This is a genomic window from Patescibacteria group bacterium (assembly GCA_030583705.1).
In the GTDB taxonomy this organism is placed as follows: Bacteria; Patescibacteriota; Patescibacteriia; order Patescibacteriales; family Patescibacteriaceae; genus Patescibacterium.
On the sequence record CP129471.1, the window covers coordinates 827,674 to 845,035 of the forward strand.

Genomic DNA, 17,362 nt, shown 5'->3' on the forward strand with positions numbered 1-17,362 from the left:
CATTTAGAATAAGTTTGTATAACACTTTATTATGAATACTAAAAAAATTAAAAATAACCAAGCATTTTAGTGTAATTATCATTAAAGAAGACCCTACCTGAAAAACCTTCACCAATAGCCGAACAAACCTTTTGTCGGAGCTTAAAGGTATTGTAATGAGAAATTGTTCCAAGATAAGAATTAATTAAACTTAAATTCTTTCTTTTTTGCATAAAAGAATCCAGACTATTTAAGTCTAAAGTTCTTATTTTTCGATATAAATTGGTCTTTACTCTGGTTCTTAAATATAATCTGTGAGGCTTAATAACACAACCCAAAAAATTAATGCCCTTATCCATTGATTGGCAATATATCTTTTTATCGTGGATGTTAATAAGTAAATTTTTAACCAAGTAGTTTTTTAAAACAGGGATCAATTTAAACAAAAAATCCTTATCTTGATGAACAAAAATCATATCATCCATATATCTGGCGTAAAAGATTCCGGGAAAAGATGACTTTATAAAATGATCAAAATCATTTAAATAAAGATTGCCGAAAAGTTGGGAGGTTAAATTACCTATCGGTAAACCTTTGCCAGCTGGAGCATTAAAAAGACTTTTATCCTTCGGCAACCTTTGCCATTTGGCAAGCCCTCCTTTCCTAAAACAATTATCAACATAATTATGAAAAATTATTTTTTTAAGGGTGTTTAAAAGAAATTTTTTGGTTTCATAGCTAAAGTCTCCACTCTCTACTAAGGAACAAACTTTTTTGTAAAGTAAAAAACGATCTATGGACATAAAATAGCTCTTTATATCCAGTTTTAAAATATGACAAGGCTGAGTATAATTAGCCGAACAAGAACGAATAAAATAATCAGCTCTTTTAATTCCAAAATGAGGCCCCTTGTTTTTCCGGCAAGCATAAGAATCCTTAATAAAACGTCTCTCGCATAAAGGGTTTAAATAGTTGTAAATGAGGTGATGAACGACCCTATCGCGAAAACCGGAGGCCAAAATTTCCCTTTGTACCGGATAAAAAATTACAAAACAAATACTTCTGCCTATTTGATATTGACCGGACAATAAATCTTCGTAAAGTCTTTGTATTTTTCTTTCAAAATCAATCTCAAAATTCAAAGCATTAATAGTTGAACGCTTATTTTTTCTGGCATCAAAATAGGCCTTATATAAATCTTCCAATGAAAATTTTATCATAAATTTAAAACGCCGACACAGAATCCCATGTCGGCGCTCCAGTCCTTAAGGCAACGCACGGTAAAACCGTTAGCCTTATTATTCGTATCACGATTGACCGTAGAATAAGTGGTGTTCAGATTCCGTCTCCAAGCATTAGTGGAGCTAGACTGCGGGGCTAACCACAAATTGGCATTGCTAGACAGGTTATTAAAAGTACCTCCGGTATCGCGATAGCCGAGAGCTACGCAAAAAATAACCGCTTGACTCTTCCATGGCAAGCACCTGTCTCGCCGGGAAATTACAGACCTAATTCCCAAAATGAGGTATAGGGGGTTATTGGACTGGAAGGGGCTCTCTTTTTGCGGCCTTAACCGACAAAAATTCCGGCCCATCAGATGATAAATATTTTTTATGCCAACCAACCAATTGCTTGGAGATGTTTTCCAAAATCTCATTTATCTCAATAAACTTTTTTAAACTCACCTCTTTAAGATCTTTTAAAACTCTAATATGTATTTTAATAACTTCCAAAATTTCCCTGGCAGTTTCAATATTACCGACCTTATTCTTTAAACGATTAGCTTTATAAATACAAATCAAAAGATCCATACATAAATTTTTTAAATTTTGCCCGGAAGTATATCTGCTTTCCCTGCTTAAATTTTTGGAAAAAATATGTATCTTTATAACAAGATCATAACTTGCTTTATACACAGGTAGATTTGCATAATGATTCATATATTTTTTTACCCCGTCCCGCCCGCTACGCGGCCACGGACGGGGTAAATAATCAAATAACTAAGAGTCCTTAAGGCAACGCACGGTAAAACCGCGAGCCTTAGTATCCGTATCACGAGAGACCGTAGAATAAGTGGTGTACAGATCCCGTCTCCAAGCAGCAGTGGAGCTAGACTGCGGGGCTAACCACAAATAGGCAGCGCTAGACAGGTAACTAAAAGTACCTCCGGTATCGCGATAGCCGGATAACATAGCTGAAAAACCAACTAAATCATCACCAGCACCAATGCCTGAGCCTTGTCCAACTTTTTTGAGGGACTTGCCCGCACCTTTAACACCACCAGGATTTCCAGCCGCAGTTCCAGGGGGGTTTTCACTGTCTGCACATCTTTGCCAACCGGTGCCTGAGGTATTACAAGCATATTGGGTGACGGTGCTGGCAATTGTCGCTACGGTATATTGTTCCAGTGTATTGAACTCTTGATCTGTAGGGATATGAAATCCATCTGGACAAATACCTTGATGTGGGGTTTGAATTTGGGCGGAACAGTCTGTGGTATTGCAAGAAGCTGGTAGATTCATAGCTTCAGCCCAAGTATAGAGACCTCCATGGTTAACAGCTGGAGTAACTCCGCAGTTAGATGCAGTGTTGTTATAGCACCACTTTTCTATGACATTATCATTAGAGGGCATAGTGGCAGCTGAGGCTAACATGGTACCTATATTCATATTTTCCTTCATCCAACATTGAGTTCCTGTTTGAACAGTGTTATAGACATTACCATCTAAATCATTAATGGTTTGTCCACATTGAAATAATCCTGAGGGAGAATATGTGACTGTAGTAAAACCAACAGATGGAGAGTTGCTTGCTTGAGTACCAAGACAGGTGGATATATTATAGCTTTGTCCTGAGTTTACTTGGGTATAGGTATAATCAGTATTAGGACAACCTCCATCTGTATGAGGAGTAGGGTTATTGGGTACTTTGCCCATATAAAATACTCCACCTTGTTCCAGAGGTTGTCCTGGAGTAATAGATGAGGGATATTCGTTATTATCTGCATAATATAGCTCTAGAGCATTAGCCATAGCTCTTAGATCATTTAATCTTTTAGCATCTCTGGCGCTAGCTCTTGAATCACCTAGAGATACTATAACTAAAGTGGATAATACTCCGATAATAGCTATAACTACCAATAATTCTATTAGAGTAAAGGCCTTTTTATTATATAATATACTATTTAACTTACTACTTGCCCCACTGTTAAACACCTCAAATCGTTGAGGTATTTTATTTTTTTCTTGATTTTTCTTATTCTCCTTATACAACATGATAATATTACAATTTATTTATATTATTATGATAACATTTAGAATAAATTTGTGCAACACTTTTACTTATCAGAAGAGGGGTTAGCTGGAGGCTTAGGTGGTGCCGGTGGCGTAGGTGCATCTGGAGCTGGAGGAGCTGAGGGAGGAGGAGTTGGAGTTGGAGTTGAAGGTGTTGGTGTAGGAATAGAAGAGTTTGGAGCTGGTGGTGTAGGGGGCTTAGAGTATGTTTGCATACCTGGGACAGGACCATATTGATTATCATTAGGATTTCCTTTTTTTGCTAAAAATACAATTATTATTATATCAAAGACTACTAAAGCAAGAAAACCTATAAGTAAAAGCGACAAAGCAACACCAATATCTAAACCAAGAGTATCACCAAGTAATAAATAAAAAATAGCCACTGGCAATACAATACCTGAAGCAAATAGTGTAAAGAAAAAAGCTCCGCTTTTATTAATATCATGGAATCTGCGAACAGCGATAGCTAAAAAAGGAGCAAGGGAAAGTAATCCATATAAAGAAGCTATGGAAAAGGAATATAGGTTAATTAAATTAGCAAGGTAAAAGCCGTCTATAACACTAAGAATAATTAAGGCTAGAATATGCCATAAGAAAAAACTCCAAAACTCAGCTCTGCTGGCTCGTCCGGAAAAAACAAAATACTTTTTAGTAAAAGCCTCAAGATAATAATTCATACTTTTAATTATTAAAAATTAAATATTTTCTTATATCGGGTTTTCATTTTGTTCTTCGGGTTGTTCTGGTTCATTATTAATTACCTCTTCTTTAGGTTCTTCTGTTTGCCTTTTAGCCCCTACTAAACAAACCGCTTGCCAAGGTACGTAATGAGAGGTAAATCTTTTTTGCCTAACTGTTCCATCTGCGTAAGTAACTGTAGTATCAAAATAAGCATCAGCCCCGGCATGAGCTCTTTCGGTACATTCTCTTTGTCCTTCCGGTAAATCAAAGGTTTCTATAATCTTAGTGGCTTTTGGTTGAACAATATTATAAATAACCGGATCAGTTACTTCCACTTTTCTGCCATCTTTAGTGCCCCAAAGATCAAAGTGAAGAGTATCTCCCTCAAATCTCGCCTGTATTAAAACATGGTTTTGTGTGTCATTAACAAACCTATAATCAGGGGCAGGGTTATAAATAGTAGCATCAGTACCAGCTGGTTCATAATATGAAACTCTGTATGAATGGTTTCTTCTTTGGGTTACCGGAAGTCCGGTATTAAAGGTACTTCTAAAAATAGTGGTACCTATCTGACAAAGACCTCCCCCGTACTCCGGTATGGTTCTATTGCCTTTAATAACCAATTCCGTCTTATAACCTGTCCGACCACTTATTTCCCCTAAAGCCTTAAGTAAAGAAAATTCTTCTCCTGGCTTAAGTAAAATTCCATTTAAAGCATCGGCGCCGATTTTAATATTATGCCGCCTATTAGCCGGAGAGCCGGCAAAAGAAGAACTACCTGTCCCAATAATCTCTCTTAGACCCAACTCCTCCGCGCTTTGGCTGGTTACAGTATTAGCAACAGCCTCAACGGTTGCTTCAACAACCTCTTGGTGATCAAAAGCAGTAGCCGCCAAGTTATCGGCTGTTACTTCTCTATTAAGCATAGCTCCGTCTCTACCAGCCTGCCAAATAGAAACCTTACCATTATCTATATTAAGCTTAGCCTCAACCGGCTCTTTATCTATTTTAGGAGCTACTTCTTTTTCAAGAAAATCAATAATCTTTGTTTGTCCATAAACAGGTACAATTTGTCCATTAACCATACCTGGTTCCAACCAATTCTTAGTTAAAGACTTTTCAATTTTCCAGGTAAGATTTTCATGCTTAAGCGTTACCGCTTCTTTAGCTAAAAGTTCTTCAACCAACAAAGAAATATCTCCAATTTGATCTTTTCTAATTTCCGGATAAATAACTTGAGGCTGAAGAAGTAAATTATCTGTCTGAGCATTTTCCAACCTATTTACTATTTCCGTAATAATCTCATCATAGGCAAAAGCCAAACCATTAACTTCTTCGGTTATATTAATCTCTTCATCTTCATTAAAAACTATACCAGCATTAACCGGAACCTCTTCATAAGGAGAAAAACTTTCTTCAAGTTCCTTTAAAATTCTAATTCGGTTAGTTGAAACAATAAAAATCATCTCTCGACCCCTTAAGAATGAATCAACTTTTTCAGCTAAGTTAGAGGAAAAACTCTTCTCTCTACCAATAGCATAAGCTCTCATAGCTGTTTCTTTGGTATTAAGATCAAAAAGTCTAGCATCTAAATCCGGGTCAAGTGAACTAATCTCTCCAGAAATAAGTAAAGAAGTGTCTGAATATTCAACAACCAAACCCTTCTCAACCATTAAAGCCTTTTCCTCTAAAACCTTAGTTGCTTCAACCTCGCTTAAGCCACTTAAATTCAAACCAGCGACTCTTACACCAGGATAGACTTTCCCGTTATAAAGAAATTCAAAAATACCGTAACCAAGTAAACTTAAAAAAATCAGGATAGAAAAAATCGCTCCTCCGATGATTAGCCAATTTGGTAATTTTTTAAATAAAAGATTTTTACTCATCTGTTTTTAAATTAATTATCTACCTTAAGTATCTCTTTTAAAAGCTCTTCAGGCGCAGTCTCTTGTGGTTTATCTGTTAAACTAAGATAAACAACCTGCCCAAGAACAGCTCCTTTGGGCAAAATTTCTAACGGGCAAGAGATTTCTCCGTAATCTGTTTCAAGTTTAGCCAAGCCACCGTCAAGTAGAGTTATTTTGGCGGTAATTTTCATATAATGTCTATTTAAGATTTTCCTAATTGAAAAATCTTTTTTAGTCTTCTAGTCTTTTAGTCTTCTCGTCTGGTAATAACTGCGATATTGGTTTGGGTAGTGGGGTTAGCTTTAGGTAGGGTCACAGTTAAAACTCCGTTATGCAGGGAGGCTGAAACTTCTTCAGATTTAACTTCGGTAGGGAGGATAATAGAGCGAGCAAAACGACCCCAATAGCACTCTCTATAGAAATAGTTATCCAAAGGAATCGCCTCTTCAGGCTCTCTTTGTCCTCTAATTGTTAGGATTCCATCAGTTAAGCTAATGTCAATATCCTTAGCCGAGGCTCCGGCAATGGTTGAAATAACTACAATATCTTCTTCTGTTTGGTAAATATCAACAGATAATTGCCCCTCTTCTTCTCCAAAACTAAACCAATTATGTTCTGGTTCAACAACCTGATTAGTTGGCTTGGTAGAGTCAGATCCCCGACCAACACCGGATATTTTATCAATTAATTTTTTCATATAAAGAAATTTAATAGTTCCAAATGATCAATACCCTCATTATATCATAAGTTTTTTAAAAAGACAATAAAAATAATTGAACAAACAAGCTTAACGTGGTAAACTATAAGCATATTTTAAAAAGGCTATGACTAACGACACTCACTCTATTGAAGAACTAATAGATTCAGCCGATCAAGCTTTGGACAAAGATAGTCCAGGGGCTCTTTTTGCTGAAAAACAACAACAAATTAAGGTTAAAGACCTAGAAAGATTAGCGGTCTCCAGGGCCCAATCAACTGGAGTGCCTTATATTGACTTATCTAGCTTTCCAATTGGCCAAGAAGCTATAGGCCTAATAGAAGAAGAAGAGGCTCAAAGAATAGGGGTTGTCTGCTTCTTTTTTGATGGTAAAAATCTTCGCTTGGCCGCCCTTGATCCCTTTAACCAAGAAGTTAGAGCCAAACTACAGGAACTTAAAGCTAAATATTTTGTTAGTAGTGGGGAAGTTTATTTGGTTTCAAGACATAGTCTAGATAAAGCTCTTTGGCACTACAAGAGTGTCCCGAAAATCAAAGCAGCACCCGCCAAGGTACAAATTACCGCCCAAGATCTTGAAAAATTTAAAGAAGAGATTTCAGACTTTAAGAGCCTTAATGAAAAAATTAATAAAGTTAACATGAGCGATATGCTTGTCTTAATTATTGCGGCAGCTATTAAAGTCGGTTCAAGCGATGTCCATATTGAAGCGGAAGAAAACGGTGTAGCCGTTAGATTAAGAGTAGACGGAACCCTGCAAGAAGCAGCTACTATTGGTAAGGAAAAGTGGAAACAAGTAACCGCTCGTTTGAAAATTTTATCAAAAGTTAAAATCAATATAGAAAACAAACCCCAAGACGGACGATTTACCATTAAAGCCAATGATGAAGATTTAGTAGTTCGTTCTTCTTTTCTTCCCACCGCCTATGGAGAAAGTGTGGTAATGAGACTTTTAAGACTAGGGGCTGTTTCCCTGCCTTTTAATAATCTTGGCTTAAGTGAAAGAGACCAAAAAATCCTAGCCGAAGAAATAATCAAGCCAAATGGTATGATCTTGGTTACCGGCCCAACCGGTTCTGGTAAAACCACTACCCTTTATTCTGTTTTAAATCAACTTAATAAGCCAGGGACAAAAATCATTACCCTGGAAGATCCAATAGAATATCAGCTTGAAGGCATAAACCAAAGCCAAGTGGAAGAAGAAAAGGGTTATACTTTTTCTATCGGTTTACGTTCGGTTTTAAGACAAGATCCAGACATTGTTATGATTGGAGAAATGCGCGATATTGAAACAGCAGAAATCGCGGTTAGAGCTGCTTTAACCGGACACTTAGTCTTATCTACCCTGCACACCAATGACGCTGCTGGCGTTATTCCTCGTTTACTTGATCTAGGAGTACATTCATATTTATTAAGCCCCTCCATTAATGCTATTGTCGGCCAAAGATTGGTACGTAGACTCTGTCCGCATTGTAAGAAAAAACAAGAGCTTTTGCCAGATGAAGAAGCTAAGCTGAAAAAAATCTTGGCGGTAATCAGTCCTAAGGCCGGTGTTGATATACCTAAAGATTTATCTGAGATCTATAAATCCATTGGTTGTGAAAAATGTAATGGTCTTGGCTATAAAGGACGAGTTGGTATTTATGAAATACTAACCATAGACGAAAAAATTAAAAAGTTAACGGCCGATAATGCTCCGGCTTTTAAGATTCTTGAACAAGCTATTGAAAACGGTATGACCACCATGTTGCAAGACGGTGTTCTTAAGTGTCTAAAAGGTATGACTAGCTTGGAAGAAGTTTATGAGGTAGCCGGGAAAATGGATTATATTGAAGCGCTTTATGAAGTAGTGGTTTCTCAGACAATAGGTAGGGGTATAAGAATTACCGAAGAAGAAATGTTGGTGGGTGAAAAGATCGCCGCTAACTTAAGCCAAGACAATGCCACTTTAATTACCGATTTACATACCGATAGAATTGCTGCCCTAATAATGGCGGGCGCCATTAAAGCCGAAGCTGGCGATGTTCATATTGATCCAACCGAAGGAGGCGCCACTATTAGATATAGGGTGGACGGTATTTTACAAGACATAGCTAAACTTGGTAAAGATCATTACATTGCCTTAATCGGTAATATTAAAAACACCGCCGGATTGGAAACTCATGTCCATAAACCAACCTTTGACGGACGTTTTGCTCTTTATCCACCTAATGAAAAAATGGACTGCCGTATTTCCATTATTAGCGGAGGCTATGGAGAAACAGCAGTTATTCGTCTTTTAGCCAGACAAGCCCAGTCTCTTGAACTTGAAGAGTTGGGTATGACTTCGGTTTCCTTAAAAATGGTTTTGGGGGCGGTTAAAAAAACCAAGGGTATAATTATCACCACCGGACCAACCGGCTCTGGTAAAACCACTACTCTATATAGTTTAATCAATAAATTAAATAAACCTGATGTTAAAATTATTACCCTGGAAGACCCAATAGAATACAACATGCCAGGTATTATCCAAACACAAATTAACACCGAAGAAGGCTATACCTTTGCCGCTGCTCTAAGATCTTTAATGAGACAAAATCCCAATATTATCATGATTGGAGAAATTAGAGACGATGAAACAGCCGAGATAGCTATTGAAGCGGCTTTAACCGGCCACTTGGTCTTATCCACCATTCATGCCAATAGCGCAGCTGGTGCCATTTCCCGTTTTGTTGGTTTAGGTATAACAAAAAATCTTTTATCAAGCTCAATTGAATGTTCAATTGGACAAAGACTTGTTAGAAAACTTTGTCCTCATTGTAAAAAAGAAGTAAAAGCAACAGAAGAAGAAAGAGCTAGAATTAAAGAGGAGATGAATAAAATAACACCAGAAACCGGTTTGAGCCTTAAAGAAGATACAATATTTTACGGTCCTGGTAGTTGCGAACAATGCGGACATATTGGCTATAAAGGAAGAGTTGGTATATACGAAGTTATTAAAATGAGCCCTGGTATGCAAAGACTTATTCAAGATAATAATATGACAGAGGCAGAAATAGAAAAGCTAGCCCTAGAAGAAGGTTCAATTTTAATGATTCATGACGGTCTTATTAAAGCCGCTGCCGGAGAAACTTCTTTAGAAGAAGTCTTTAGAGTCTCTTCTTAAAATTTTATATGACAATTTCGAGAAATTATATCTCGTCAATTTTATTGCTGGTTACGGCTGTTATCGGGGTCGGGATGTTTGCCTTACCTTACGTAGCTACCAAGGCCGGTCTTTTAAGTGTCTTGGCATTTTTTATCGCCCTAGGCTTTGTTCAACACTGGCTCCATAAAATATACGCAGAAATTATTTTGTCCACCAAGCAAATGCATCGTCTACCAGGTTATGCTGAAAAGTATCTTGGTAAAAAAAGCAAAAAGATAGTTTTGCTTCTTTCTTTGTTGGGTGGTTATGGTGCTATGTTGGTTTTTACTATTGTTGGAGGAGAGTTTTTATATAGGTTACTTAATCCTCTTTGGGGAGGTGGTGTGATTTTATACACCATAGCTCTTTTGTTAATCCGAGCAGCTATTATGTTTATGGGTTTTCGTTGGGTAACTAAAGCCGAGGTGGTTTTAACCGGTGGGCTAATAGGTACAATTTTAATAGTAGCCAGTTTAGCCTCTAAACATGGCTCCATGGTTGATGTGGCTCTTTTTAACCCGGATCATTTTATCCTAGCCTATGGACCGGTCTTCTTCGCGGTAGGTGGTATGGTGGTAATTAACGATATCTGTATTCTTTTAAAAAATGAACAAGAAAAAATTAAAAGTGCCCTCTTTTGGGGGTTGGTTGTTTCAATAAGTTTAATGGTGCTTTTTGTAATAATAATTATTAGCCTATCTGGAGGACAAACCAGCCCGGACGCCTTAAGTGGACTGGAGCCATATGTTAGTTTTATCACTTACGGTATTCTCTTGATTATAGGTTTAACGGCCTCCACTACCTCTTTTTTGGCCACCGGAGAAGCCTTAGAGGAGCTATATATGTGGGATTTTAATATTTCACCAAAAATGGCTTGGCTTTTGGTTGTACCTGTTCCCCTAATACTCTATATGGCCGAAGCCCATGACTTAACTAAAACCGTAGCCTTAGTGGGAGCTATGTCAGGTGGTCTTTTAGGGGCGATTACTCTTCTAATAGCCCTTAAGGTTAAGAAAAAGCCGGAAAGAAAATCCATAATCAATAACAAACTCACACCACTGTTAGCCAGAACGGTTGCAATAGTTTTTGTAATCGGTCTTTTTTATCAGCTATGGGAAATTTTTGGAACATAAGAAAAAATAAGGAAACACAAAATTGCCTAAATTTTAAAATAATTATAGAGATTAATAATTAATAAGAAAAATATGAAGCTAGCTATTATGGCAGATCTCCATGACAATAAGGAATATTTAAGAATTTTTCTTAACTATTGTAAAAAAGAAAAAGTAGAAACAATTCTTTGCGTAGGAGACATTACCACCCAGAAAGTTTTAGTCCATATAGATAAAAACATAGACTGTCCAATGTATTACATTGCCGGTAACGCCGAGATCTTTACAGATAAAGAAGCAAAAGAGCAAAAATTAAAAAATATAACCTATCTTGGTAGAACCGGTATTATTGAATTGGCTAATAAAAAAATAGGGCTTTGTCATGAGCCGGAATTTATTGAAAAGCTACTTAAAGAAAAACCAGATATTATTTTTCATGGACATACTCACAAACCATGGTTAGAAAAGAAAAATAATAGTCTAATAGTAAACCCCGGTACCCTAGGAGGATTTTCTTATCAATCAACCTTCGCCGTCTGGGACACAGAAAAAAAAGAGCCTGAGTTAATACTAAGTAACTTATTAGAAATAGTGTAGAAAATAAAATATGATCAATAAAAGACTACAAAATATTCTCATAGCTATGATGAAAAAAGATCAAGAGATTCGCTCTTCTTTTTTTCACTATAGGAAAAAAGAAGATAGTAAAAATAGTAGTAAAAATGATAGTAAAAATAACAAAAAAGTTAAGTTTTACAAAATTGATAAAGCCAATACCGAGAAATTAAAAATAATCATTGAACAATACGGTTGGCCCAATGAAAAACTGGTTGGTAAAAAAGCTTGTCTAGCAGCTTGGCTTATTGCTCAACACGCTGATCATGATGTTAGATTCCAAAAAAGATGTTTAAAAATATTAGAGAAAGAGGTGGATAAGAAAACAATAAGCACGCAAAATTTAAATAGTTACTTGGCTCTTTTAACAGATAGGTTGCTGGTTAATAGTGGGAAATATCAAAAATACGGAACACAGTTTTATAGAAATAAAAAAGGAGAATATAAAAATAGACCGATCGCTGATATAAAGAACCTAGAAAAAAGAAGAAGGTCAATGGGGCTTGAACCATTTAAGGTTTATAAGAAAAGAATGTTAGATTTTTATAAAAACACATAAACCCACCAAAACTAGTAATTTATCCTATTAAAAAAGCCATGTCTACAATATATCGTAAACATGGCTCGGTGTTATTGAGTTAAAAAATAAAAATCAAATTTTTAAACTAACCTTCCATCTTCTATGAAAGTGGCTCCTCCAAGCATTAAACCATAATGACTAAGTTTAATTGTTAGAGAGTAACTATTATACTCTTCATAGAATTTCATAAACAGCGGGAATTTCATTCGGTTATTGGAATCGGAAATTCTAAGGGCTGGCAGATCGTACTCATGTTGTTGATTAAACAAATCAGGGTACATAGAAAAAGCCATTGAAACCTCTAGTGGTCCCTGAGGGATAAGACAAGGATTATTAATTTTTTCAATAATTTCAACTTGGTTATCTGGAGAGAATTTTTTAAATATTGAAGGAAAAACAATAGCTACCATGTTCCCGGTATAAAGACGCGAAAGAAGTGCTTCGTAATGTGTAATTTTAAAACAATTATAAGCTATACCAACCCTGTTAATTATTTTATCTCCTGCCACTTCATTAGCAAAAGTAAAAATTTCTTCGGTTGCCTCTCCTATTCCTTCGGCCTTAATTTTTGGCAAAAAAACCGGGAAATAATCTTCGTTGAGAAACGGTGCTAGAGAACTATTATCCTTTAATTTCTTTACTAAAACATTTGTCCTTAATAAAAACTCTTCTACTGATATTAAATTCCTAGAACAATCGCTAGAACAAAGCTTTTCTGCAGCTTTAGAAATTTCTCTTAATTTAATAAACGGATTTTTTATAATGTCATCCACTTGATACCTCTTTTTTAAATTTTTAAAAAACTTTTATCTAATAAATAATTCATTGTTAAAAATGAATTATTTTTGTGGCTGGGGAGAGGCTCGAACTCTCGACCTTAGCGTTATGAGTGCTACGCTCTAACCAACTGAGCTACCCAGCCTTATTATTTTATACTGTGCTCCCAGTAGGATTCGAACCTACGACCATTCGCTTAAGAGGCGACTGCTCTACCGACTGAGCTATAGGAGCATGTTCCTAATAAATAACAATAAAGAACATTTTTGTTCTTTATCTGTGCACTCGGCAGGATTCGAACCCACAACCCCTTGGTCCGAAGCCAAGTGCTCTATCCATTGAGCTACGAGTGCCGGATGGGCTCTATTTTAAAGACTCCTTTAATTGCTTACCGGTCTTAAACTTAGCCACTCTCACCTCTGGAATGGAAATCCTTTCATCAGGTTTTTGCGGGTTAACTCCGTTACGACTATGCCTAACTCTAGATTCAAAGCTACCAAAACCAACCAGGTTGATTTTATTACCTTTTTTTAATTCATCCATGATAATGTCTAGCATTTTATCTATGGTGTCTTCCACTTGTTTTTTGGGAAGATTGATCTCCTCGGAAATCTTTTCTATTAATCCTGCTTTGTTCATATGGTTGACAAGCTAACCATCCGCGCGGGACTGGTGTTTAATTAAGCAAATAAACGAGTAGCTGAAACAGCAAAAAATAAGATACCCAATACAATAGTGGCTCTAAATAAAATCTTTTCTGCGCCTCTCTTAGTCCGATAGACAGCGTCTGAAGCACCAAAGATACCACCGGCACCTGCGCCCCTGTTCTGCATTAAAATAACCGCCACTAATAATATGGAGATAACAATTTGGAAAACTTGGATCAAAAGTGGATCTAACATATTTTTTAAGCCTTAGGTTTAATCTTTTCAATAACCGCCTCAAAAGCTTTTTCATTATTAACAGCCAGGTCGGCTAAAATCTTTCTGTCCAAAGCAATATTGGCTGTCTTTAAAAGGCCCATGAATTTTGAATAAGACAAGCCTCTTTCTTTAACAAAAGCGCTAATCTTAATCTGCCATAAAGCACGGCGATCTCGCTTCTTGTTACGACGATCGTTATAAGCATGAACACCGGCCTTTAAAACGGCGGTCTTGGCTTGCTTAATTAATTTTTTTCTACCCCATTTATAACCCTTAACTTTCTGAAGAAGTTTACGGCGTTTTTTAACATGGGTTGTTCCTCTTTTAACTCTTGGCATAAATGTTTAAATAAATTAAAAATCTCCTACAAGTATTACTTGTAAGGCATGAAGCTGCGGATATTTTTCTCATCAGAAGCATGAGCCATAACATCTCTGCGCTTATTACGTACCACCTTACCGCTTTCTCTAGCGTTAAAGTGATCTTGTCCGGCCTTGCGCCTTCTTAAATTACCGGTTTTGGTAACTGTAAAACGTTTAGCGGTGGCCTGGTGGGTTTTTATCTTTGGCATAACTGAATTTTCTATTATATTAGCTAAAAATTAACTCTGCTTGTTAGCAACTATCATAGTAAACTTTCCACCCTGTCTTGTCAAGGGCTCCTCAATAACTAGGTCAAAATCGGGACATTGGACGGATAAATCTTCAAAAAACTTCTCAACCACTTGTTTACCTAATTCAGGGTGCTGTTTTTCACGTCCTTTCATTATAAGTTCAATTCTTATCTTATTACCTTTTTCCAAAAACTTCTTAGCTTGCTCACGACGTACTGATAAATCATGATCTCCGATACGTATAGACAATCTAATGCCTTTAATTTCAGATTTTTTCTGGTGAGCTTTTTGTTTTTGAGCTTTTTTATCCCTCTCGTATTTAAATTGTCCAAAATCAATAATTCTAACAATTGGTGGTTGGGCGGTTGGGTTAACTTCAACTAAATCAAGCTCAGCCTCTCTGGCCATAGCTAAAGCCTTAGAAATTTCTATTTCACCTTTAAACTCCCCGTCATCGTCTATTAAAGAAACAATGGGAGCTTTAATATTCATGTTAACATTAAATTTTTTGCCTTGATCCTGGTTTCTCGGGCGGCGATATGTTCTACGCATGATTAGTTGATAAAATAAAAATTAAGGAATAAACAATTTAACTTATTATAAAAAGAAAAAATTAAACCTGAGCGGGTAACGGGAATCGAACCCGTATCTCTGCCTTGGCAAGGCAATATAATAACCATTATACGATACCCGCTTATAAATCTGTGCCGAAGGAGGGAATCGAACCCTCACTGCATATTACTGCAAACGGATTTTAAGTCCGGCGCGTCTACCAATTCCGCCACTTCGGCCGAGGCAAAGAGTATACCTGTGGAGATGAGGGGAGTTGAACCCCTGTCTGACACACCCATATACGCACCGCTACGGAAATAGTCCGTTTAAAAATCTTACTTAACTCTTAAAACGAACAAAAAAAGTTAAGCCAGCCTGAAAAAATTTAGATCGCGATACTCAGACAAATAAACGCGATCGATCTTGCTGAATGACACCCGTGATCCGACACGCAAGATAATCGGGCGGATGGTCGCGGCTCTTAGGCGGCGACGTAAGCGTAAGCCGGAACTTTCATAGAGAAAGCCGGTTGCGCTGAAGCAGTTTTGACAACTGTTGGGTGATTGGAGTAAGCGACAATCAGCACCTTCCGAATGCGCATACTTAATGCATCATCAAAGCCCGGCATCCCCGGGGCTATTTTTTAAGAACAAGAATTAAAGATTCTAAAAACCTATAACTCTTAAACTAAAGTAAGCCTGATTGGCGAATTCCCTTTAAGCGTCTATTAAGGTCCCGTTTTTTAAGGTCCTCACGCTTATCCGCTTTCTTTTTACCTTGCGCAACCGCAAAGTCAACTTTAATCAAGCTCCTCTCAGTATAAAGTTTTAAAGGCACCAATGTCAAGCCCTTTTCTTTTTGTTTACCTAAAAGATAAGCGATTTCTCTACTTTTTAATAAAAGCTTGCGAGCCCTATCTGTCTCATAACCTTCTTTGGGAGCATAACGATAAGCAGCAATATGAGAGTTAAGAAGATAAGGCTCAACACCACCCTTAACCTGCCTTAAAACCACAAAACTCCCCTTAAGGCTCGCCTGTCCGGCTTTAGCGGCCTTTACCTCAGGCCCACTTAAAACCAACCCAGCCTTAAAAGTCTCAATTATTTCATAATCGTACCTGGCTCTTTTATTAAGGGCGAGCACAGACATAAATTTATTTTATCTTTTCTTTAAACCAATCCAAAACACGGCGATTTAATAAAACAGCCTCTAGGTGTCTTTTGGCGGCTAAAGAATCTAAAGAAGCAATCTCTTGTCCATTAGCCTCGCGATAACTCTTTAGCTTAGCCACTTCACCGGCAATTTCTTCATCACTGACTTTAAGCTCATTAGTTTTAACAACTTCCCTGAACATTAAACTAGCTTTTAATCTATCCGTAGCCTTTGGTACAAAATCTTGGCGCAAAGCTTCTTCGTTCTTATTAAGACTACTTAAATAATCCGCAAAAACTCCACCAGATCTTTGAACTGAGCTTTTAAGTTCTTCAAGCATGTTGCGAGTTTCTTGTTCAACTAAAGATTCGTGAATAGGACCAAAAGAAGTTCTCTTAACAGCCTCGCTAATTAATTCTTCTTCAAAACGAACCTCGGCTTGTTGTTCTTTTTCTTGGGTTAAATTTTCTTTAATAGCTTCGCGCAATTTAGTAGCATCAGGCATACCGAATTTAGCAGCTAACTCATCATTCATTTCCGGTAAAATTCTTTCAAAAACTTGTTTAATAGACACTGAAAACTCCACTTCCTTACCGGCAATGTTTTTCATATGATGATCGTCTGGATATTTAACAAAAAAATCTTTGGAATCACCAGCTTTAAGACCGATTAAGTTGTCATCAAAACCTGGCACTATGTAATCTTTACCGATAACCAAATTTGTTTCTGGAGTTTGCCCACCATCCAAAGGAACTTTATCTAAAAACATTTTAATGGATAAAGTAATTTTATCTCCTTTTTGTGAAGGACGATCAACAGCGGTATCCGAAGCTCTAGCTTCTCTTAACTGATCAATGGTTTTTTCAACATCAGAGTCTTCAACTTTAACAGATTCTTTTTCAACTTTTAAATCAGAAAAATCACCAAGCTTAACTTCTGGTAATAGAGTAATAAGAACTTTATATTCAAAAGGATTATTTGGCGCTAATTTAACAATAGTTATTGAAGGTTGTCCAAACCAGTTATCACCACAAGCTTCTTTAATAACCTCATCAAGAGTTTTATTAATCGCTAACCTGGAAGCCTCCTCCATGATCTTAGCTTCTCCAAGCCTGGATTTAACCACCTCGTAAGGAGCCTTACCAGGTCTAAAACCTTCTAGAGGACTGTCTTTGGTTAAATTTTCAGCGGCTCTGGTATTATAACCAACCATCTCTTCGGTAGACAGTTCAACAATCACCTCAACTTGCGATTCATTAATATTGTTTTTTTGAGTCTTCATAAATAAAAATTA

The 17,362-nt window shown here is 36.8% G+C and carries 20 protein-coding genes, 5 tRNA genes and 1 other RNA gene; 4 read left to right on the plus strand and 22 right to left on the minus strand.

The window, feature by feature from the left end; all coding sequences use genetic code 11:
* Nucleotides 1–47: 47 nt before the first annotated feature.
* From QY321_04070 to QY321_04105, 8 genes are all read right to left on the minus strand, one after another.
* The gene (locus QY321_04070) at nt 48–1,199 is read right to left on the minus strand and encodes a reverse transcriptase domain-containing protein (GenBank protein WKZ24762.1); all 1,152 of its coding nucleotides are present in this window, start codon (nt 1,197–1,199) and stop codon (nt 48–50) included.
* Nucleotides 1,196–1,498 carry a hypothetical protein gene (locus QY321_04075; GenBank protein ID WKZ24763.1) on the minus strand — a complete coding sequence of 101 codons (303 nt, stop codon included), beginning with the start codon at nt 1,496–1,498 and terminating at the stop codon, nt 1,196–1,198. Before QY321_04075 ends, QY321_04070 begins: the two co-directional genes overlap by 4 nt.
* A 16-nt stretch (nt 1,499–1,514) precedes the next feature.
* Nucleotides 1,515–1,919, minus strand: a complete 405-nt coding sequence (locus QY321_04080) for a four helix bundle protein (protein WKZ24764.1) — start codon at nt 1,917–1,919, stop codon at nt 1,515–1,517.
* A 60-nt stretch (nt 1,920–1,979) separates the two neighbouring features.
* Entirely contained in the window at nt 1,980–3,254 is a 1,275-nt protein-coding gene (locus tag QY321_04085; protein ID WKZ24765.1) for an FISUMP domain-containing protein, read from the minus strand.
* Between the two features lie 62 nt (nt 3,255–3,316).
* The gene (locus QY321_04090; protein ID WKZ24766.1) at nt 3,317–3,952 is read right to left on the minus strand and encodes a DUF805 domain-containing protein; all 636 of its coding nucleotides are present in this window, start codon (nt 3,950–3,952) and stop codon (nt 3,317–3,319) included.
* 30 nt (nt 3,953–3,982) lie between these two features.
* Nucleotides 3,983–5,842, minus strand: coding sequence for a VanW family protein (locus tag QY321_04095; protein WKZ24767.1), 1,860 nt, complete (start codon nt 5,840–5,842; stop codon nt 3,983–3,985).
* An 11-nt stretch (nt 5,843–5,853) separates the two neighbouring features.
* Entirely contained in the window at nt 5,854–6,054 is a 201-nt protein-coding gene (locus QY321_04100; protein ID WKZ24768.1) for a hypothetical protein, read from the minus strand.
* A gap of 56 nt (nt 6,055–6,110) precedes the next feature.
* Nucleotides 6,111–6,560, minus strand: coding sequence for an Hsp20/alpha crystallin family protein (locus QY321_04105; GenBank protein ID WKZ24769.1), 450 nt, complete (start codon nt 6,558–6,560; stop codon nt 6,111–6,113).
* Between the two features lie 127 nt (nt 6,561–6,687).
* On the opposite strand from QY321_04105, the gene QY321_04110 reads away from it, so the two are divergent.
* The 4 genes from QY321_04110 (at nt 6,688) to QY321_04125 (ending at nt 12,030) form a co-directional block, all read left to right on the plus strand.
* Nucleotides 6,688–9,723 (plus strand): GspE/PulE family protein, encoded by a 3,036-nt coding sequence (locus tag QY321_04110; protein WKZ24770.1) that lies wholly within the window; start codon nt 6,688–6,690, stop codon nt 9,721–9,723.
* An 8-nt stretch (nt 9,724–9,731) separates the two neighbouring features.
* Nucleotides 9,732–10,877, plus strand: coding sequence for an aromatic amino acid transport family protein (locus tag QY321_04115; protein WKZ24771.1), 1,146 nt, complete (start codon nt 9,732–9,734; stop codon nt 10,875–10,877).
* Nucleotides 10,878–10,949: 72 nt separating this feature from the next.
* On the plus strand, nt 10,950–11,453 hold the full coding sequence (locus QY321_04120) for a YfcE family phosphodiesterase (protein WKZ24772.1): 504 nt from the start codon (nt 10,950–10,952) through the stop codon (nt 11,451–11,453).
* Between the two features lie 10 nt (nt 11,454–11,463).
* Complete coding sequence (locus QY321_04125) at nt 11,464–12,030, plus strand: hypothetical protein (GenBank protein WKZ24773.1); 567 nt, start codon at nt 11,464–11,466, stop codon at nt 12,028–12,030.
* Nucleotides 12,031–12,131: 101 nt separating this feature from the next.
* On the opposite strand, the gene QY321_04130 is transcribed toward QY321_04125, so the two are convergent.
* The 14 genes from QY321_04130 to tig all read right to left on the minus strand — a co-directional run bounded on the left by QY321_04130 (nt 12,132) and on the right by tig (nt 17,350).
* Nucleotides 12,132–12,824 (minus strand): hypothetical protein, encoded by a 693-nt coding sequence (locus QY321_04130; protein WKZ24774.1) that lies wholly within the window; start codon nt 12,822–12,824, stop codon nt 12,132–12,134.
* Nucleotides 12,825–12,899: 75 nt separating this feature from the next.
* Nucleotides 12,900–12,973 (minus strand) — tRNA-Met (locus tag QY321_04135).
* A gap of 16 nt (nt 12,974–12,989) precedes the next feature.
* A tRNA-Lys gene (locus QY321_04140) sits at nt 12,990–13,062 on the minus strand.
* A 46-nt stretch (nt 13,063–13,108) separates the two neighbouring features.
* Nucleotides 13,109–13,181: transfer RNA gene (locus tag QY321_04145), tRNA-Arg, on the minus strand.
* Between the two features lie 10 nt (nt 13,182–13,191).
* On the minus strand, nt 13,192–13,467 hold the full coding sequence (locus QY321_04150) for an HU family DNA-binding protein (protein ID WKZ24775.1): 276 nt from the start codon (nt 13,465–13,467) through the stop codon (nt 13,192–13,194).
* Between the two features lie 41 nt (nt 13,468–13,508).
* Nucleotides 13,509–13,730 carry a preprotein translocase subunit SecG gene (gene secG, locus QY321_04155; GenBank protein WKZ24776.1) on the minus strand — a complete coding sequence of 74 codons (222 nt, stop codon included), beginning with the start codon at nt 13,728–13,730 and terminating at the stop codon, nt 13,509–13,511.
* A gap of 5 nt (nt 13,731–13,735) precedes the next feature.
* On the minus strand, nt 13,736–14,089 hold the full coding sequence (rplT, locus tag QY321_04160) for a 50S ribosomal protein L20 (protein WKZ24777.1): 354 nt from the start codon (nt 14,087–14,089) through the stop codon (nt 13,736–13,738).
* A 35-nt stretch (nt 14,090–14,124) separates the two neighbouring features.
* Entirely contained in the window at nt 14,125–14,322 is a 198-nt protein-coding gene (rpmI, locus tag QY321_04165) for a 50S ribosomal protein L35 (protein ID WKZ24778.1), read from the minus strand.
* A 30-nt stretch (nt 14,323–14,352) separates the two neighbouring features.
* Nucleotides 14,353–14,916 (minus strand): translation initiation factor IF-3, encoded by a 564-nt coding sequence (infC, locus tag QY321_04170; GenBank protein WKZ24779.1) that lies wholly within the window; start codon nt 14,914–14,916, stop codon nt 14,353–14,355.
* 70 nt (nt 14,917–14,986) lie between these two features.
* Nucleotides 14,987–15,058 (minus strand) — tRNA-Gly (locus QY321_04175).
* Between the two features lie 11 nt (nt 15,059–15,069).
* Nucleotides 15,070–15,155, minus strand: a tRNA-Leu gene (locus QY321_04180).
* Between the two features lie 17 nt (nt 15,156–15,172).
* Nucleotides 15,173–15,548, minus strand: a transfer-messenger RNA (tmRNA) gene (gene ssrA / locus QY321_04185).
* A 55-nt stretch (nt 15,549–15,603) separates the two neighbouring features.
* Complete coding sequence (gene smpB / locus QY321_04190) at nt 15,604–16,065, minus strand: SsrA-binding protein SmpB (protein WKZ24780.1); 462 nt, start codon at nt 16,063–16,065, stop codon at nt 15,604–15,606.
* A 4-nt stretch (nt 16,066–16,069) separates the two neighbouring features.
* Nucleotides 16,070–17,350 (minus strand): trigger factor, encoded by a 1,281-nt coding sequence (tig, locus tag QY321_04195; protein ID WKZ24781.1) that lies wholly within the window; start codon nt 17,348–17,350, stop codon nt 16,070–16,072.
* Nucleotides 17,351–17,362 lie beyond the last annotated feature (12 nt).

What these genes read in the sequence shown, in the direction of transcription:
- QY321_04070 (WKZ24762.1), bottom strand. Translation starts at nt 1,199, where the DNA reads ATGATAAAATTTTCATTGGAAGATTTATATAAGGCCTATTTTGATGCC.
- QY321_04080 (WKZ24764.1), bottom strand. Translation starts at nt 1,919, where the DNA reads ATGAATCATTATGCAAATCTACCTGTGTATAAAGCAAGTTATGATCTT.
- QY321_04085 (WKZ24765.1), bottom strand. Translation starts at nt 3,254, where the DNA reads ATGTTGTATAAGGAGAATAAGAAAAATCAAGAAAAAAATAAAATACCT.
- QY321_04090 (WKZ24766.1), bottom strand. Translation starts at nt 3,952, where the DNA reads ATGAATTATTATCTTGAGGCTTTTACTAAAAAGTATTTTGTTTTTTCC.
- QY321_04095 (WKZ24767.1), bottom strand. Translation starts at nt 5,842, where the DNA reads ATGAGTAAAAATCTTTTATTTAAAAAATTACCAAATTGGCTAATCATC.
- QY321_04100 (WKZ24768.1), bottom strand. Translation starts at nt 6,054, where the DNA reads ATGAAAATTACCGCCAAAATAACTCTACTTGACGGTGGCTTGGCTAAA.
- QY321_04105 (WKZ24769.1), bottom strand. Translation starts at nt 6,560, where the DNA reads ATGAAAAAATTAATTGATAAAATATCCGGTGTTGGTCGGGGATCTGAC.
- QY321_04110 (WKZ24770.1), top strand. Translation starts at nt 6,688, where the DNA reads ATGACTAACGACACTCACTCTATTGAAGAACTAATAGATTCAGCCGAT.
- QY321_04115 (WKZ24771.1), top strand. Translation starts at nt 9,732, where the DNA reads ATGACAATTTCGAGAAATTATATCTCGTCAATTTTATTGCTGGTTACG.
- QY321_04120 (WKZ24772.1), top strand. Translation starts at nt 10,950, where the DNA reads ATGAAGCTAGCTATTATGGCAGATCTCCATGACAATAAGGAATATTTA.
- QY321_04125 (WKZ24773.1), top strand. Translation starts at nt 11,464, where the DNA reads ATGATCAATAAAAGACTACAAAATATTCTCATAGCTATGATGAAAAAA.
- QY321_04150 (WKZ24775.1), bottom strand. Translation starts at nt 13,467, where the DNA reads ATGAACAAAGCAGGATTAATAGAAAAGATTTCCGAGGAGATCAATCTT.
- secG (WKZ24776.1), bottom strand. Translation starts at nt 13,730, where the DNA reads ATGTTAGATCCACTTTTGATCCAAGTTTTCCAAATTGTTATCTCCATA.
- rplT (WKZ24777.1), bottom strand. Translation starts at nt 14,089, where the DNA reads ATGCCAAGAGTTAAAAGAGGAACAACCCATGTTAAAAAACGCCGTAAA.
- rpmI (WKZ24778.1), bottom strand. Translation starts at nt 14,322, where the DNA reads ATGCCAAAGATAAAAACCCACCAGGCCACCGCTAAACGTTTTACAGTT.
- infC (WKZ24779.1), bottom strand. Translation starts at nt 14,916, where the DNA reads ATGCGTAGAACATATCGCCGCCCGAGAAACCAGGATCAAGGCAAAAAA.
- smpB (WKZ24780.1), bottom strand. Translation starts at nt 16,065, where the DNA reads ATGTCTGTGCTCGCCCTTAATAAAAGAGCCAGGTACGATTATGAAATA.
- tig (WKZ24781.1), bottom strand. Translation starts at nt 17,350, where the DNA reads ATGAAGACTCAAAAAAACAATATTAATGAATCGCAAGTTGAGGTGATT.